This window comes from Dyadobacter psychrophilus, from assembly GCF_900167945.1.
GTDB classification, from domain to species: Bacteria; Bacteroidota; Bacteroidia; order Cytophagales; family Spirosomataceae; genus Dyadobacter; species Dyadobacter psychrophilus.
The window spans coordinates 106390-122974 of record NZ_FUZA01000010.1; the positions used below are offsets into that span (position 1 = coordinate 106390).

The 16585-nt window shown below is 44.9% G+C and carries 11 protein-coding genes and 1 tRNA gene; 6 read left to right on the plus strand and 6 right to left on the minus strand.

All coding sequences use genetic code 11. From position 1 onward, the window contains the following. The first annotated feature begins 36 nt into the window (after positions 1-36). Together B5X68_RS25905 and B5X68_RS25910 are read left to right on the plus strand one after the other, a co-directional pair. On the plus strand, positions 37-915 hold the full coding sequence (locus tag B5X68_RS25905) for a response regulator (protein ID WP_082217673.1): 879 nt from the start codon (positions 37-39) through the stop codon (positions 913-915). 39 nt (positions 916-954) lie between these two features. Further along, on the plus strand, positions 955-5490 hold the full coding sequence (locus B5X68_RS25910; protein ID WP_229208571.1) for a CheR family methyltransferase: 4536 nt from the start codon (positions 955-957) through the stop codon (positions 5488-5490). A 65-nt stretch (positions 5491-5555) separates the two neighbouring features. Here the strand turns inward: B5X68_RS25910 and B5X68_RS25915 are convergent, their stop codons facing one another. The 6 genes from B5X68_RS25915 to B5X68_RS25940 form a co-directional block, all read right to left on the minus strand. Next, positions 5556-6287, minus strand: a complete 732-nt coding sequence (locus tag B5X68_RS25915) for a DUF2490 domain-containing protein (RefSeq protein WP_082217674.1) — start codon at positions 6285-6287, stop codon at positions 5556-5558. Between the two features lie 20 nt (positions 6288-6307). Beyond that, complete coding sequence (locus B5X68_RS25920) at positions 6308-7489, minus strand: chromate transporter (protein WP_082217675.1); 1182 nt, start codon at positions 7487-7489, stop codon at positions 6308-6310. A 270-nt stretch (positions 7490-7759) separates the two neighbouring features. After that, positions 7760-7833 (minus strand) — tRNA-Asn (locus B5X68_RS25925). 85 nt (positions 7834-7918) lie between these two features. After that, the gene (locus B5X68_RS25930) at positions 7919-8200 is read right to left on the minus strand and encodes a hypothetical protein (protein ID WP_082217676.1); all 282 of its coding nucleotides are present in this window, start codon (positions 8198-8200) and stop codon (positions 7919-7921) included. A gap of 23 nt (positions 8201-8223) precedes the next feature. Then, positions 8224-8844, minus strand: a complete 621-nt coding sequence (gene rsmG / locus B5X68_RS25935; protein ID WP_082217677.1) for a 16S rRNA (guanine(527)-N(7))-methyltransferase RsmG — start codon at positions 8842-8844, stop codon at positions 8224-8226. Continuing rightward, positions 8835-10016, minus strand: a complete 1182-nt coding sequence (locus B5X68_RS25940) for a glycosyltransferase (protein WP_229208572.1) — start codon at positions 10014-10016, stop codon at positions 8835-8837. The genes rsmG and B5X68_RS25940 overlap by 10 nt, the downstream gene beginning before the upstream one ends. Before the next feature lie 59 nt (positions 10017-10075). Here B5X68_RS25940 and tgt point away from each other — a divergent pair, with 59 nt between their 5' ends. The 4 genes from tgt (at position 10076) to B5X68_RS25960 (ending at position 16585) form a co-directional block, all read left to right on the plus strand. Then, a complete protein-coding gene (gene tgt / locus B5X68_RS25945) occupies positions 10076-11209 on the plus strand; it encodes a tRNA guanosine(34) transglycosylase Tgt (protein ID WP_082217678.1) in 1134 nt (377 codons plus the stop codon). Between the two features lie 224 nt (positions 11210-11433). Further along, positions 11434-12888, plus strand: coding sequence for an OmpA family protein (locus B5X68_RS25950; protein ID WP_082217679.1), 1455 nt, complete (start codon positions 11434-11436; stop codon positions 12886-12888). A gap of 103 nt (positions 12889-12991) precedes the next feature. After that, complete coding sequence (gene glf, locus B5X68_RS25955; RefSeq protein ID WP_082217680.1) at positions 12992-14095, plus strand: UDP-galactopyranose mutase; 1104 nt, start codon at positions 12992-12994, stop codon at positions 14093-14095. 144 nt (positions 14096-14239) lie between these two features. Beyond that, entirely contained in the window at positions 14240-16585 is a 2346-nt protein-coding gene (locus B5X68_RS25960) for a GumC family protein (protein WP_082217681.1), read from the plus strand.

Consider the following 16585-nt stretch of genomic DNA (forward strand, 5'->3'; position numbering starts at 1 on the left):
GGCATCAGGACGATTACACCCCGATTTAAGACAACGATGAAGAAGATTTACCTGGTGGATGACGACGAAGATGACCGGATGCTGGCCCGTCAAGCGCTCGAAAGCGTGGGAGAAGAGGTGGAAATCGTTGACTTAATGGATGGTAACGAGTTGCTTATCCTTTTAGAAGAGGCGCTTCCGACCGATCCTGTGCTGGTATTGATGGATATGAATATGCCCGTTATGAATGGAATTGAGGCCCTTTCTGCATTAAAAAGCCGCGCTGACTTACGCCACATTCCGGTGGTGCTATTTTCAACCAGTGAAAATCCTAACCTGGTGAAACAGGCATATCAATTAGGAGCAAATGCATACATTGTCAAACCTTATACCCTTGACGGTTACATTCGCATAGCTCATGCCATAAACCTTTGCTTTCTTAACAGCTATCGGCCCGGTGGGCATGCCGGTTTAAGGAAGATTACCGGTAAAAATATCGTCCTCATTGAGGATAATTCGGACCATGCAGCGTTAATCGAGCTTTTTATGAAAAATGGCGCGCCAGGACTCAATGTTATCCATCAAACCTCGGCAGAAAGTGCTATCATTTTTTTTCAATCGCTTGACAAAAAGGCTTCTGCGGCCATTGACCTGATTATCCTTGACCTATACCTGCCCACACGTAAACAGGGCCTGGATTTGCTTGCCTGGTTAAGAACGTCTTATATGGACCAGGGCATTCCGATCGCGCCGGTGATTGTATTGAGCTCCTCACCGCACCACCTGGACATCCAAGCCAGTTACAGACATCACGCTAACGCTTATCTGGTTAAAACCGCCGAGCCCACCAGGTCTTTTTCGTATTTGACCGACTTGTGCTCTGTTTGGTGGGACACCATTTCTTTCCCTAACCGGCCAGTTAATGGTATTGCATAGTGCTTTTAATACGGCCCGGACAAATTTTCCTTACTTATTATGACTGATCCCGGGCCAATGTCCAAACCTGAAAATACAGAATACACGAACTTGCATCCAGGCAAAAAACCGGTTCCAATCGTCGCTATTGGCGGTTCGGCTGGTGGCCAGCAGGCTATGAGCGAGCTGTTATCGTATCTGCCGGCGGACACAGGCCTGGCTTATGTATATATCCAGCACCTGTCTCCGGATTATGATAGCAAACTCGATTCCATTCTTTCGGTAAAGACGTCCATGCAGGTTTATGAAGCCGTGCATTTGATGCCGGTAGAACCAAATCATCTCTATATAATACCTCCTGGCAAAGCCATGGAGGTCATCGACGGCGTGCTGGTATTGACCCCCAGAAAACCCAAACCCGAACCCAACCTGCCTGTTGATCAATTTTTCTTGTCCCTGGCTAAAAGACAGAAAGACGGTGCGATTGGCATTGTGCTTTCCGGCATGGCCAGTGATGGTACACTTGGTTTAAAAGCCATTAAGGTTGCCGGCGGCATTACCATCGCACAGGATGAAACGGCCGCTTTTCAGAGTATGCCACAGTCGGCCATTATGGAGGGTGTGGTGGACATGGTATTGCCGCCCCAGGAAATTGCGACTGAGCTTTCAAGGCTTAGCAACCATGCAGATATTTTCAAGCTGACCTCAGAGAGCAGCGAGGTTGTTCAGGACGATAATGATAAGGAAGATTTAAAAAAAATATTAGCCTTTGTTAAATCTGCGACAGGAGTAGACTTCACGCATTATAAAAAAACGACCATAAGGCGAAGAATAATCCGCAGGATGCTGCTCTATAAACTGGAAACGCTTTCAGAATACATTGCCCATTTAAAAAAGAACCCAACCGAGGCCGGTGTTCTGTTTAATGACCTGCTGATCAATGTAACCGACTTTTTTCGTGATCCTCAGACTATGGACCACGTCAAAAAGCATATCCTGCCACTGATCAGCCAAGGCAAATCGACTTCCGAGGCTGTGCGGATCTGGGTCGCAGGATGCTCAACCGGCCAGGAGGCTTATTCAATGGCCATCATGATGCTGGAAGTGCTGGGCGACAGAGCTGCCAGTGTGCCTGTTCAAATCTTTGCCACGGACCTGAGTGATACAGCCATCGCCAAAGCCCGTTTAGGGATTTTTGCTAAAAGTGAGCTTACCGACGTTTCGCCCACGCGGCTTGACCGTTATTTTTCCAAAGTCGACGACCATTACCGCGTCAATAAACTGGTACGGGACCTTTGTGTTTTTGCCCCTCATAATCTTTTGAGTGATCCGCCATTTTCCAGAATGGATTTGATCAGCTGCCGGAACCTGCTGATCTATCTGGATGATGAGCTGCAGAAAAAAGTTTTTGCGACCTTCCACTATGCACTCAAACCCGACGGATATCTGCTGTTGGGCAAGTCGGAGTCTGTGGGCAGCTCCCCAACGTATTTTGCGCAGATTGAAAAAACGCAAAAAATATTTGTGCGGAAAAATAACGCCCAGACCAAAATCCCTCTTGACATGGCATTCAAAAGCAATACACCCGTCGTTCCTATCAAAGCGCTTACTACCAAAACCACCGAACTGGTCACTGTCGGCGACCTGGACAAGTTAGTTGACAACCTGCTGCTTTCCCAGTATGTGCCAGCGAGCGTGGTCATTGACCAGGACCTTGAAATCATTCAGTTCCGCGGGGTTACGACACCTTTTTTGCAGCATTCAGCTGGGAAAGCTAGTTTGAACCTCTCCAAGATGGCCCATCCTTCCCTTGTTTTCGAACTTCGCAACATTGTTCATAAAGCACGCAAATCCGCAGAAAGGCAGAGAAAAAACGGATTGGAAATCAGTTATCCGGATAAGCCTATATATGTAAATATTGAAGCTGTGCCGATCACAAATCCGGCGAACCAGCAGCTTTTTTTGGTTTTGTTTGAACAAATCAATGAGAATGTTGCGGCCGCTTCGAATTTCGAGGACAATGGCCAGCGGAACCGGCAGCTGGAAGCCGAGCTGACCGCCCTGCGCCAGGATATGCATTCGATCGTGGAAGAGCAGGAGGCCAGCAATGAGGAACTTCAGTCGGCCAATGAAGAAATCGTCAGCAGCAACGAAGAATTGCAAAGCATTAATGAAGAGCTTGAAACCAGCAAAGAGGAAATTGAATCGGCCAATGAAGAATTGCAAACCATCAACCAGGAATTGCAAACCCGAAACGACCAACTAACCGAATCTTACGAATATTCCGAAGCAATTCTTTCGACTATTAACGAAGCGACCCTTGTCTTGGACGAACAATTGCGAATTAAGAATGCTAACCATGCATTTTACCGTAATTTTTTAACGGATGCCGACCGGACAGAAGGACAATTAATTTATGAGCTTGGTAACCGCCAGCTTGACTTTCCTGAAATCCGGCATTTACTGCACCAGGTCGGCACTTACAACGCGGTGGTTAGCGGACTTGAAGTTACCGTGCGGATTTCTGCCAATGAGCAGCGAACGATGGTGATCCACGCCAGAAAACTGACGCTTCATCAACAGCAGATCACCCTTTTAGGCTTTGAAGATATCACCGTACATCGTCGGGAACAGCGACTATTAAACGAAAGGAAGCAATGGTTTGAAAAGCTCGTCGATAACGCCCCAGCCATGATATGGGTTTGCCAGGCCGATGGCAAGATCAATTTTTTAAACAAAGCATGGGTCAAATTTACAGGACGTCCTTTTGCCGAAAACGAGGCTATTTTTTACGGGGCCGTACATCCGGATGATCTGCAAGCCTATCAGGTCACTTTTGCCAAAAACCTGGAACAGCAGACGGAGTTCAGCTTTGAATACCGCCTGAGAAGAAGCGACGGGGAATACCGCTGGATATTGGAAAATGCCAGTCCAATCTTTTCCGCGGATGAAAGTTTTGCAGGTTATACGGGCAGCGGGGTTGATATTCATCTCCAAAAAACGCTAACAGAACAACTCAACGAGCATGTCGACGAAAAAACCGCAGAACTCAGTGATGCCAACCAGAAGCTCGCGTGGACTGCCGACCGCCTTCAAAGTGTGCTCAACGGCGTTCCAGCTTCCGTAACATTAATGGAGCCGGTTTATAACGACGATGGCCATGTCACCGACTTCACTACTTCCGTATTCAACGACAAAACACTGGAGTTTACCCGCCAGAACAGTGAGCAAATCCAGAATAAGACATTGCTCGAAGTGATCCCTGTTTTAAAAGATGCCGGGCTTTTTGACAGATATGTACAGGTTTTGCAAACCGGGCAGGCGGCTTATGAAGAATTTTCTATCGAGCATCTTACACTTGCCTTTTTCATCACCCGGCAGGTGGACAAAACCGGGATTGTAGTTACTGTACTCGACATTACCGCCAGAAAACAGGCGGAGATCAAGCTCACCGAAGTTGCAGCCAGTCTGCAGGCGGTCCTGGACAGCTCACCTGCGTCGATTGCCTTCTTTAAGGCTGTCTATTCCGAAGATAGGCAACCAATTGATTTTATGCTGGTTGTATGCAATCAGAAGTTCTCCAGCGACTTTGGAAAGCCCGTTTCTGAACTGATAGGAATGCTTGCTTCGGGGCTTCTTTCTCTCCAACATCAGCAGGAGATGCTGCAAGTTTACTTAACAAGGGCCCCCTTCTACGAAGAGCATTTACTGGAGGGAAGTCCAAAATGGCTGGCAACTTCCATGACCAGGCATGATCATGGCATTGCCATTACCGAGCTGGATATTACCCTTTTTAAGGAAAGTAGCTTTCAGCAGACGAAGTTGATTAAGCAGCTCCAAGGCTCCAACGAAATGATCGAGTCACTGGCCACGATGAAGGAATATGTACAGCAGCGGGGCGCCTTTTTACGCTCTTCGTTCCACGACCTGCGGGGCAGTTTTGGTATCATCGTAGGCGCAACGTCCCTATTTAATATGATGGATACGCAGCAGGAACGTGAAAGGATTCTTGATATGTTGCAGCGAAACCTGATGCAAGTGTCGGCGATGATGAACCAGATGCTGGATTATGCCAGGCTGGAATCAGGTGAAGAAAAATTACACATTGACAGCTTCAATGCAGGAAGCCTTTTGACTGAACTATGTGCCGGGTCGGAGCAGCTGGCATTGGAAAAGGGGCTTTCCTTACAATTTGACGGGCCAGCTGATCTTTTTGTAGAAGGTGACGATGTAAAAGTGCGCCGCATTGCACAGAATCTCATTTTAAATGCATTGAAATATACCACAGAAGGCTCCGTGAATGTAAGTTGGCAGGCACTTGGCCATGAAAATGGCCAAGTGCGCTCCTGGAAGTTTGTCGTCACGGATACAGGACCGGGACTTCCCGAGGGTCTGCTAACAAAAATGGATGGCAAAGAATCCGTGGTTTCCGGTCCTGACTCGCAGCCCAATACGGAAGGACATGGGGAAGGAATCGGACTTTTTATCATCAAACGCCTCTGTGAGCTCCTCAAAGCGAAACTGGAAATTAAAAGTAAGCCCGGAGTAGGGACTACTTTTACAGTTACCTTTCCGCTGACTTATTGGATTAAGTGATGAGGCGATGGTGGATGTATACTAACTTACTGTGGTTTCGACAGATCGTTTAACCCTGCGATCCGCTACTTTTTGTTGCGTAAATCCAGGTTGTGGAATACAAAAACCCTTAACACATTATTGCTGTTGAAATGGTTGCCCGAAGGAAGCTGCTGAAACTGGTTCATATAGCCCACCTGCAAATTAAGCCCTTTTGTAAACTGGTAACCCAAACCAACAAAAAGACGGTTTTGGTCAAATAAATTGTAAGTAATCTGTTTACCCGCATTGATGTGAATTTCGTCGTTGAATGCGAAGAACAATGTATTAGGCTCTATGAAGTCCCTGTTCAATGGCACCATCAGGTTCAGTAAATACCGGAAACGAAAATTAAAATTGTAACCATCCTGCAAAGCGTCATTAGCAATTTTACGGTTAAAACGCTCTTCCACCCGGATCCATTGCTGGGTTTGCAGGCGCTTTTGACGGCTTGTCCAGAGCACCTGTTGCCACAGCCTGTTTTCAGGGCGGACGGTGTGGAGTCCGACTGCGGGATAGCTTCGCGCATACGCGTACCCGGCAGTAAACCTGAGATGATCATTGGCATAATAGGTAATCCCCGGCCTTATGATCTGTGTAGACCATCGGTCTAAAAAATCAGTCCTTCGGGCATGCAAATCCAGCCAGATACCCCATTTATCGTTGATTCTGGTCTGATTGAAATAGCCCAGCCACACGCCGTTGTGTTTATTGACCTGTTTTTGGCCAAGCGATGGGATTGAGAAAAGGACAAGCAGGAGTAATGATATTTTCTTCATGAAAACAGGCAAAAATATTTTTATAGGTAAGTTTTGATGCAAAAGCCAATAATAGCTGCCACTAAAATGACGTAAGGTTCTTGTAATTTTTTAATGTAAATCAGTGAAAGGACGGTAACGACAGCAATAAGCGCAGAAGCTACATCGACAATCGAGCGGGTAGCAATAACGAAAACAGATCCGACCAACGCACCAACGACAGCCGCCGTAATCCCGTCCACAAAGGCTTTGATACTGGTATTTTTAGAAATCTTTTTAAAGTATGGCGCAGGCAGGACCGTGAAAACAAAGCATGGGAGAAAAACGCCCAGCGCTGCCACAGCCGCCCCCGCAAAACCGGAAACCAGAAAGCCGATAAAGCCAACGGTGATCACCACCGGCCCCGGCGTAATCATGGCGACCGCAACGGAATCCAGGAACTGCTGCTCGTTGAGCCAGCCCATTTCACCAACGACACCTGCCTGCAAGAATGGAATGATCGCCAGTCCGCTCCCAAATACAAATGCCCCTGCCTCGGTAAAAAAGAGCCCTAACTTAACAAGCTCGCCGGGCTCATATTGCCAGAAACCTGTTCCTGCTAAAAGCACAACGGACAAAGAAGTGTTCCTTTTTTCCAGCCATCTGGGCGGCGCTTTCACGACCATATAAATAAACCCAAGCAGGATAAAAAGCCACACTTCTTCTCTTTGGGTGATGGCGGTGACAATAGCCATCGTCAAAAAGAATATCCACAACAGCCACCGGCTTTTGATTGCCTCTGGCTCAATTTTGCTGATTGATTTGAGCGTCAACTTATAACAACTCAGCGAAATAATGCCAATTACGGCAGCACCCACACCATACAATACAGACTGCATCCATGGAAGCCCGCCATATAATTTGTAAGCGATACCCAGCAAAACAACCATCAAAAAAGAGGGCAGCACAAAAGCAAGACCTGTGAGTGTAGCACCCCAAACACCATAATGCACATAACCCAGATAAATGCCGAGCTGGGCAGCCAGCGGGCCCGGTGCAAGCTGCGCAAGCGCAAGGCCTTCCCGGTATTCATCCTCTGAGATCCACCTTTTGTCTTCCACCAGATCGCGGTGCATATAGCCAATCAGGGCAACCGGGCCGCCAAAGCCTAATGTGCCGAGTTTAAGGAAATACCTGGTTAATTCAGCCAAAGTGTACTTAGCTGTCTGGGTTACAGATTCCATGTCTATGTGTTGCAAAGTGGTTGCAATACTAGCTTAGCTGGAAGCCAAATGATAGAATGGAAATGACGGATTTGTACGGAGATTACTTTTTTCAGATTTTTTTCTAAAATCTGACAGGTTTTGCGTGTGCTTTTACTTTTGAAGATATAAAAAACTTCTGGCCAGCTACCCGTCGCGTAATTACTATTGCAATTTTCATTGCCACTAACGCAAAAAGCACCTAGCAAATTAATGCTAAGTGCTTTCGGAGCGGCGGACCGCATTTTCAGGCTCCCGAAGTTGGGCTCGAACCAACGACCCTCTGATTAACAGTCAGATGCTCTAACCGGCTGAGCTATTCAGGAATTTCAAATCCGATTAACTATCTGAATTCTGGTGCAAATCTAAGAATTTGATCTATACAGCGCAAGAATAAATTTAAAAAAAATGTCATCCCTGCACCTGCTGAAGGATTAACTCCTTGACTCTCTTGGCATCTGATTTGGTAAAATTATTGATAATAATCTCCGGACGCATTCTTGGAATCACCCTTATCGTGGAAAAAAACATTCCGCTTTCAATTTCCACACCGGAAATATCTGAATAAAAAACAAAGTTGTCATTGCTCTTGAAAAGCTTCTTGACGGTAAATGTTACGCCTTTCTCACCGAATGTTACTGAATCAGGAAAAAATGGATTCATCAGGCCGCTGGCGCTATATCGTTCGTTCATGTTAACTTAGGTTATATATAATGTTATAATGGTACGTAAAGCACTTTCTTGGTTTGGAAAAATTCCTCCTCAAAAAAATCGGAGAGCTCGTAAATACGGGATTTTTGGTTCAGCTCAGAAAGCTCTTCCGTCAGGTCCCCGCCTTTTAAGTATAAAATTCCGTTCCTCAGCGAATGAAATGAGTTTTTGCTGATGTTCTTTTTCACCCAACCCACAAAAGGTGTGATCCTGGTAACAGCCCTGCTTACTACAAATTCATAGGAGTCGTCCAGTTTTTCGGCCCGGATCTGCTCGGCTTTAACATTATCCAGCTTCAACGCGTCTGCAATTTCCTGCACCACGCGTATTTTTTTGCCAATGCTGTCAACGAGGTGAAACTGTGCTTTCGGAAATAGGATCGCCAGCGGAATACCGGGAAAACCGCCGCCGGTGCCCACATCCAGAATGCTTGTTCCTGACTTGAATTCAAGCACTTTTGCGATGCCTAACGAATGCAAAATGTGCCTTTCATATAATGTATCAATGTCTTGTCGGGAAATTACATTGACTCTGGCATTCCAAAACTGGTATAATTCCTCCATCTGGCCAAACTTATCACGCTGATCGGCAGTCAGATCCGGGAAATATTTATTGATTAATTCCACGTTTTACGGGGTTTTCGTCTGGTAAAGGTCAAGAAACCAAAGACCAGATAATAGATAAAGAATGCAAAATCCATGAACAAAAAAGTGAACCATTCCACTGTCTTGTCCAATTTGTTATTGATAATAAAAAATAAAAACCATTGAATGATCCACCTCGCTGCAAACAAAATGCCCAGTCCCTGCAAAATATAAATATCTCTGGTAATAAGGCCGAATATCAAAATGGCAATTCCGGAGATCCAAACGGCAATGTGCGCGCCGGACAACAGGCCGAGTAACATCTTATTTCGCATTCTGTAAAATGTGCTTACCGACATGTGCCGCTGTTTCTGCCTGTACCACGATTGCCAGGTTGTTTTCGGAAGGGAGTACATGAAGGACTCCTCTGCTATCGAAATGGCTGTGTTGGTCCGTGTCGAAGCCTCATTGAGAAAAATGTCGTCATCGCCTCCATAAACGTTTTTGTGGCGATAAAAACCTTTGTTAGCAAAGAAAACAGACCTCTTATATAATATGTTGCGACCGACACCCATATAGGTAAAGCCGGCGAGTGCAAAAGAGAGATACTGAACGGCTGCGTAAAAGGTTTCACAGCGGATAAACCAATTGAGCAGGCCGCGTTCCTTTATATAAGGTGAAAATCCCAGAACAATGTCTTTTTCCTGACTAATCCGCGAAGTCATGGCCGTAATCCAGTGATTGGACGTCGGGCGGCAATCTGCGTCGGTCATGAGTGCGACCGGATATTTGGCCTGCTTCATGCCCACGGTAAGCGCGTATTTTTTAGGAGTGATATGGGAAAACTGATCGTTAATCCGCACATACCGGATGTGTTTCCACTTAAAAATATGTTGCCGGATAAACTCTTCACTCCCGTCATCTGAACGATCATCCAGCAGGATCACTTCAAACTCAGGATAGTCCTGCGCGTCCAGCAAAGGGATCAGCTGAGTAAGGTTGTCTCTCTCATTCCAAGCACAAACAAGCACTGTAACTCCCGGTAACTCGTTGTCATAATTGGCGCCTTGTTCGTAAAATGCCAGCTTGGTAAAAAAGAACAGATAGTAGCACAATTGAACGAACACAAACGCCGCAAGCGCAAAGAGTAAATAATCGGCCACAATGGAAGAGAGTTGTAAAATTTTATCATCTTGATGCAAATATAAGGTCATTGTCAGCAATGTTCGAGACGTTAACCCTATTTTTGCACACCACAATTTAAAACCTTTTAATGAAGTTTACATTACAAGTAGAGGATCCGGCATCCAAAGCAAGAGCCGGGTTTATCGAAACAAGTCACGGAACAATTCAGACTCCGATATTTATGCCGGTGGGCACCGCTGGAACTGTGAAAGCAGTGCATCAGCGGGAATTAAAGGAAGACATCAGGGCGCAAATTATTTTAGGAAATACATATCATTTATACCTACGTCCAGGCCTGGACATTTTGCAGAAAGCAGGCGGGCTTCATGGCTTCAACGGATGGGACCGACCGATCCTGACAGACAGCGGCGGGTATCAGGTTTATTCCCTTGCAGGCACCGGAAGAAAGATCAATGAAGAGGGTGTGGTATTTAAGTCACACATTGACGGTGGCGTACACACATTCACCCCAGAATATGTGATGGATATTCAGCGCATCATTGGGGCCGACATTATCATGGCTTTTGATGAATGTACCCCTTATCCCTGCGATTTCACATACGCCAGGAAATCGATGGAGATGACGCATCGCTGGCTTGGGCGCTGCTGCGCCAGATTTGATAGCACTACTGACCTTTACGGCCACAGCCAGACACTTTTCCCGATCGTGCAAGGAAGTGTTTACAAAGATCTTAGAGTTCAATCTGCTGAAACAATTGCTTCGTACGGGCGCGAAGGAAATGCAATCGGAGGCCTGTCGGTGGGCGAGCCTGCCGAGATCATGTACGAGCTTACCGAAGTAGTTTGCGATATCCTTCCGAGGGATAAGCCGAGATATCTGATGGGTGTCGGCACCCCCGCAAATATCCTGGAATGCATCGCCCTGGGTGTTGATATGTTCGATTGTGTGATGCCAACAAGGAACGCACGCAATGGCATGATTTTTACGACAGAGGGTGTAATTAATATTCGCAATGAAAAGTGGAAGGATGACTTGTCACCGATCGATGCCGGACTTGGAGGTTATGTCAGTACATTCTATAGTAAGGCTTACCTTCGGCACCTGGTGAAATCGGATGAAATGCTTGGGGCTCAGATCGCAAGTGTGCATAACCTTACTTTTTATCTGTGGCTGGTTAACAGTGCAAGAGAGAAGATCATAGCAGGAGAATTTGTTCCATGGAAGAAAGAAATGGAAAAAAAATTAAATCAACGGCTTTGAAAGTTCAGAAAAGGACGTTTCTTTCGGGTAAAATTTGGTTACAAAATCAGGAAAGTTTTTCAATTGTATCAACTTCGGTTGATTAAATGATATTGTTAACCTATTTTTGTGCGCACTAGGCATTTGGTTAAAGGACGTTTGGCCATGAATAAATTCACAATTTTTTACTCATAATTGACTATAGATCAATCCTAGTTAATCTTAATAACGCTAACTTGAATAGTATGAAAAAAGTATCCCAGTTGATTTGTTCGTTTGCCCTGGCGGCAATGATGGCGCTGCCTTCATTGGCACAACCACTAGAGCAGCCGAATTCTCCGGATTACAATCCTAAAGCATCTTATGACGGCCCCTACAAATTGAACACATGGTCAATTTCCGCACACATTGGACCGTCTATGTTCTTTGGAGATTTGAGAGAATATGATTTCTGGCCTGTGACGAAAACAACTTCTGACAGCCACAAAGAATCCGGTACTTTTCAAGGAGGCTTGACTTTAAATAAACAGCTGTCATATTTATTCGGTGCGAGGCTTGATGCTTCTATCGGTAATTTGAGAGGTATGAAGCGCCGGAATTACAACCGTTATTTTGAAGGCAACTATTTCGACGTTTCTGTTGCAGGAACTGTGAATCTTAAAGGTCTTTTGATGGGACCAAACAAGATGAAAAGATGGAAAGTTGACGCATACATCGGTGTAGGTCAAGTGTTTTACGATGCAACTGCGTATGACTTGACAGGCGGTGTTGAGCTTCGTAACACAGGAAACATGAATGATTGGATTATCCCAACAGGATTGAATGTTAACTACGAAGTTACAAAACGCATTGACATTGGTCTTGACTTCCGTCTGAACCATACAAACTCTGACTATCTGGATGCAACTTACGGCGGTGACTACGACAGAACCCCAGGCAGCTTCGATATCGCAGACCAAAAAACATCCCGCAAAGGAAACTCTGAACTTGACAGCTACGGCTACGGATCGGTTCAGGTAACTTACAAATTGGGTAAAAACCCATTGAAAGTTGCAAAAGTGGATGGCAAATGGGATTACAAACCTGACGAAGGTGGATATTACCACTTGCGTTATACAGATCCTAAGGTGTTGATCAAGCCACCAAAAATCCTTACGCTTGAAGAAATGGACTCCGTTGCTAAGGCAAACCGTCCTAAGGACATTGACCCAAGATTGTTACTTGACACAGATGGTGACGGTGTTTCTGACTTCTTCGATAAAGAGCCAAATTCACCAGCAGGAAGCATTGTTGACGGTGGTGGCCGCGTTCTTGACTTCGATGCTTACGTTAAAAACGCACTTAAAAATGGTGCAGCTTGCGCAGAGATCTTTGCTAACGTAATGTTCGATACTGACAAAAACACCATTAAGCCTGAGGCTCAGGAAATGCTTAAAAATGTAGCTAAGTTAATGAACTTGAACGGATGCCGTCTGCAACTTGCAGGTCACACAGACCGTCGTGCAACAGATCGTTATAACATTGCTCTTTCGAAACGTCGTGTAGATGCAGTTAAAAACTATCTGATCAACGAAGCTGGTCTGACTGATCCTAGCAAAGTGATTGTTGACTACTTCGGTTCATTCAAACCAATAGCTGACAGCGCGAAACGCGAAGGTTTGTTGAAAAACCGTCGTGTAGAATTGAAACTTCTTCCATAGTAGGTTGAAATATATTTAAAAGAGAAAGGCTCCCGATGGGAGCCTTTCTCTTTTGACAAAACCGTAAAAAACCAATCTCAACTGTAACAGGGTATAATTCAAAATGAAACAATACGATTATTTAATAGTTGGCGCAGGATTGTGGGGCTCCGTTTTTGCACATGAGGCAACAAAAAGAGGAAAGAAATGCTTGGTAATAGATCGCAGGGATCACACGGGTGGTAATATTTTTTGCGAGAATGTCGAAGGAATTAATGTTCACAAATACGGTGCACATATTTTTCATACAAACGACAAAGACATTTGGGATTATGTAAATTCATTTGTTGAGTTTAACAGATATACCAATTCGCCAGTCGCCAATTTCAACGGCGAACTTTACAATCTTCCGTTCAACATGAACACCTTTTATCAGCTTTGGAAAGTGAAAACACCGGAAGAAGCAAAAGAGAAGATCAGGCAGCAGGTGGAAGAAGCTGGTATAACAGATCCCCAAAACCTGGAAGAGCAGGCAATTTCTTTGGTAGGAACTGACATCTATCACAAGCTGATTAAAGCGTATACTGAGAAACAATGGGGACGGAAGGCAACTGAACTTCCTGCATTTATCATCAAACGCCTGCCGGTAAGGTTTACCTTTGATAACAATTATTTCAATGACCGTTACCAGGGAATTCCTATTGGCGGTTACAACAAGTTGACCGAAGGACTCCTGAAAGACATTGAAGTGAGGACGGGTGTTGACTTTTTTAAAGAACGAGAAGAGCTTACAGCGCTTGCTGAAACAGTAGTATATACCGGCCCAATTGATGAATATTTTGGTTTCCAGTTTGGCCAGCTTGAATACAGAAGCCTGCGTTTTGAGAACCAATTGCTTGATCAGGAAAATTACCAGGGCAATGCTGTTGTAAATTATACCGACGGTGAAACACCTTTTACCCGGATCATCGAGCACAAGCATTTTGAATTTGGAACGCAGCCAAAAACGGTAATTACCCACGAATTCCCGCAAGAATGGGAGAAAGGCTCAGAGCCATATTATCCTGTAAATGACGACAAGAATTCTGCGATTTTCAATCAATATAAAGACCTGGCAGCACAGGAAGCCAATGTTATTTTTGGAGGTCGCTTAGCCGAATATCGTTATTATGACATGCACCAGGTTGTTGGATCTGCATTAAAAAAAGTGAAAGTGCATTTCGCTTAAACATTAATTACGCTACTTAAATCCCTGATTTGCTTATACATAGCGAATCAGGGATTTTTTATTTTACTTTTTTTGAAAAATTTTTCACGTTTTGTGTGACCTGTTTCCAAAGCCTCCGTCTAAACAGAAAATCACACAAGACCAATGCAGGGAAACAGGCCAGATATTGTAACAAACACAAATTCAGGAAATGCTGATAAGATCCGGTATGCATTGCTATTTGTGCAGAGCGTACGGACATACTGGCAATGGGTTGCTTTTTGTCTGGCGCTAAGCCTTGTGGTTTCCTTCGTTTATCTGCGCTACATCACTCCCCAATTTTTAATAACCGCCTCCATACTCGTACGTGATGACGCGAAGGGCTCCGAGTTCGGCGACACCGCTTTTCTGGAAAGTATGGGGATGCCCTCGGTGAAAAGCAGCGTGGACAATGAAGTGGAAATCCTGAAAAGCCGAACGCTTATGGAAAGCGTAGTGGAAGATCTGCATTTAAATGTGCGCTACTTTTCGACTGGACATGTGAAGACTACGGAATTGTTTGATAAATCTCCGTTCCAATTAACGCTGATAAGTGCAGGAAACCCAGGAGAGGTGAAACTGCGCACCTATTATCTGACATTAGGCAAAAAGAATTGCTATAAGCTTCAAGCCGGCGCTGAAACGTATGAAGGAAGATTTAAAGACACAATAAAAATTCCGAATGGCCTCGTCAAGCTCGAACGGACCTCCAATTTGTACAGTCCTGAAGACCAATATTCCATTGTGATTCAAGATCAGGAAGAGCTTGTGGACCAGTTCAGAAAAGCACTTTCTGTTTCGCCGACCAATAAGTTGGTAAGCATGATAAATCTGTCGCTCGATGAAGTTGTTCCGGGAAAAGGTGAGGCAATTTTGGAAAGGCTCCTAATCAATTATTTTAAGGTAAGTATTGAAGATAAAAACAGAATCGCGGATAGCACACTTGCATTTATCTCTAAAAATCTGGCCGAGGTTTCGGCGGAATTAGCAGCTAATGAAAAGGCCATTGAAACATTTCAAACTCTGCATCACATTACTGATCTGGGCGAAAACATCCGTCAATTATTAAATAAGTCCGTCGAGTACGAAAAAGAAGAATACAAATACAATGTTCAGTCCCTGACTGCGCACGGGTTACTTCAATTTCTCCGCTCAAAGCCACTGCATATCGTTCCTGCGCAGCTTTTTATTCAGGATTCTGGCTTTCTCTCGCTTGTTGAAAAATATAATACTATTCAGCTGGCATTAACAAAGGACTTGACGACGACCAATGAATCGCATCCGAACATTAGGTCTCAACGTGTTCAACTAAATCATCTCCGTGAAGACCTGATTGCCAACATTACTTCTCAGCTAAACGATTTACGTATCGGGCTAACGGCTGTTGATAGTTATAAAGCCGGGGTTAAACGAAAATTGGGGCAAATTCCAGCAACGGAACGACAGTTTTTGGAGGCAAAACGACAACAGCAAATCAAGCAGGAGCTTTACATTTTGCTTCTGAAAAAGCGCGTAGAAACTTCTATTTCCAAATCTTCAACGCTAGCCAACGCCCGCATTGTTGACCGTCCCAAGTCAGGCTCAAAGCCAGTTAAACCAAATAAGCAACTCGTGATTTTAATGGCGGGTTTCATAGGCATCGGTTTTCCCATGGCCGTTATACACCTGAAACACATTCTCAGCACCAGGATTACGGATAAATCGGACATTTCCGCGAAGCTTAATGTTAATGTGCTGGCAGAAATAAGCCATAAATCCGGCACTGACACAACTATCTATTCCAATTCGCAAAGTCAGGTGGCTGAGCAATTTCGCGTTCTGCGTACCAATGTGCAGTTTTTATCTATATCAAAACAAAACCAGGTCATCCTCCTGACATCCAGTATGAGCGGTGAGGGGAAGTCATTTGTTGCTGCCAACCTATGCGGCTCTCTGGCACTAACCGGCAAGAAGGTCCTTTTGCTGGAACTGGATCTGAGAAGGCCACGGATGGCCCGGGATCTTAACTTGAACGAGGAAGGTTTTACCAATTGCCTTTCATCTAACCTGAGTTTGCATGAATTCATGCAGGCGGCACCTTTCAAGAATTCCTTCGACGTAATTACCGCGGGTGATATTCCGCCAAATCCTTCGGAATTATTAGCGTTGCCAAAAGTAGATGAAATGATCCGGGCAATAAAGATCCAGTATGACTTTATCATATTGGACACGCCGCCGATCGGGCTGGTTACAGATGCCCGCTTGCTGAGTCATTTGGCAGATTTATCGCTATATGTTATCCGACAAGGATTTACATACAAAAATCAGCTTGGAATAATCAGGGAAATCCGGGATCAAAATCAATTGCGGGGATTGCATTTGATCCTGAATGACATTCGCGAAGCTCCCGGCACAAATTATGGCTACGGCTATTATACACCGAAAAAGCGGTATCTAATCAACGCATTAAAGCGAAACATTTTTAAATCATAA

Excerpts from the sequence above, each read along its gene's own strand:
- tgt (WP_082217678.1), top strand. The coding sequence starts at position 10,076 with ATGAAGTTTACATTACAAGTAGAGGATCCGGCATCCAAAGCAAGAGCC.
- B5X68_RS25915 (WP_082217674.1), bottom strand. The coding sequence starts at position 6,287 with ATGAAGAAAATATCATTACTCCTGCTTGTCCTTTTCTCAATCCCATCG.
- glf (WP_082217680.1), top strand. The coding sequence starts at position 12,992 with ATGAAACAATACGATTATTTAATAGTTGGCGCAGGATTGTGGGGCTCC.
- B5X68_RS25960 (WP_082217681.1), top strand. The coding sequence starts at position 14,240 with ATGCAGGGAAACAGGCCAGATATTGTAACAAACACAAATTCAGGAAAT.
- B5X68_RS25930 (WP_082217676.1), bottom strand. The coding sequence starts at position 8,200 with ATGAACGAACGATATAGCGCCAGCGGCCTGATGAATCCATTTTTTCCT.
- B5X68_RS25920 (WP_082217675.1), bottom strand. The coding sequence starts at position 7,489 with ATGGAATCTGTAACCCAGACAGCTAAGTACACTTTGGCTGAATTAACC.
- B5X68_RS25950 (WP_082217679.1), top strand. The coding sequence starts at position 11,434 with ATGAAAAAAGTATCCCAGTTGATTTGTTCGTTTGCCCTGGCGGCAATG.
- B5X68_RS25910 (WP_229208571.1), top strand. The coding sequence starts at position 955 with ATGACTGATCCCGGGCCAATGTCCAAACCTGAAAATACAGAATACACG.
- B5X68_RS25940 (WP_229208572.1), bottom strand. The coding sequence starts at position 10,016 with ATGACCTTATATTTGCATCAAGATGATAAAATTTTACAACTCTCTTCC.
- B5X68_RS25905 (WP_082217673.1), top strand. The coding sequence starts at position 37 with ATGAAGAAGATTTACCTGGTGGATGACGACGAAGATGACCGGATGCTG.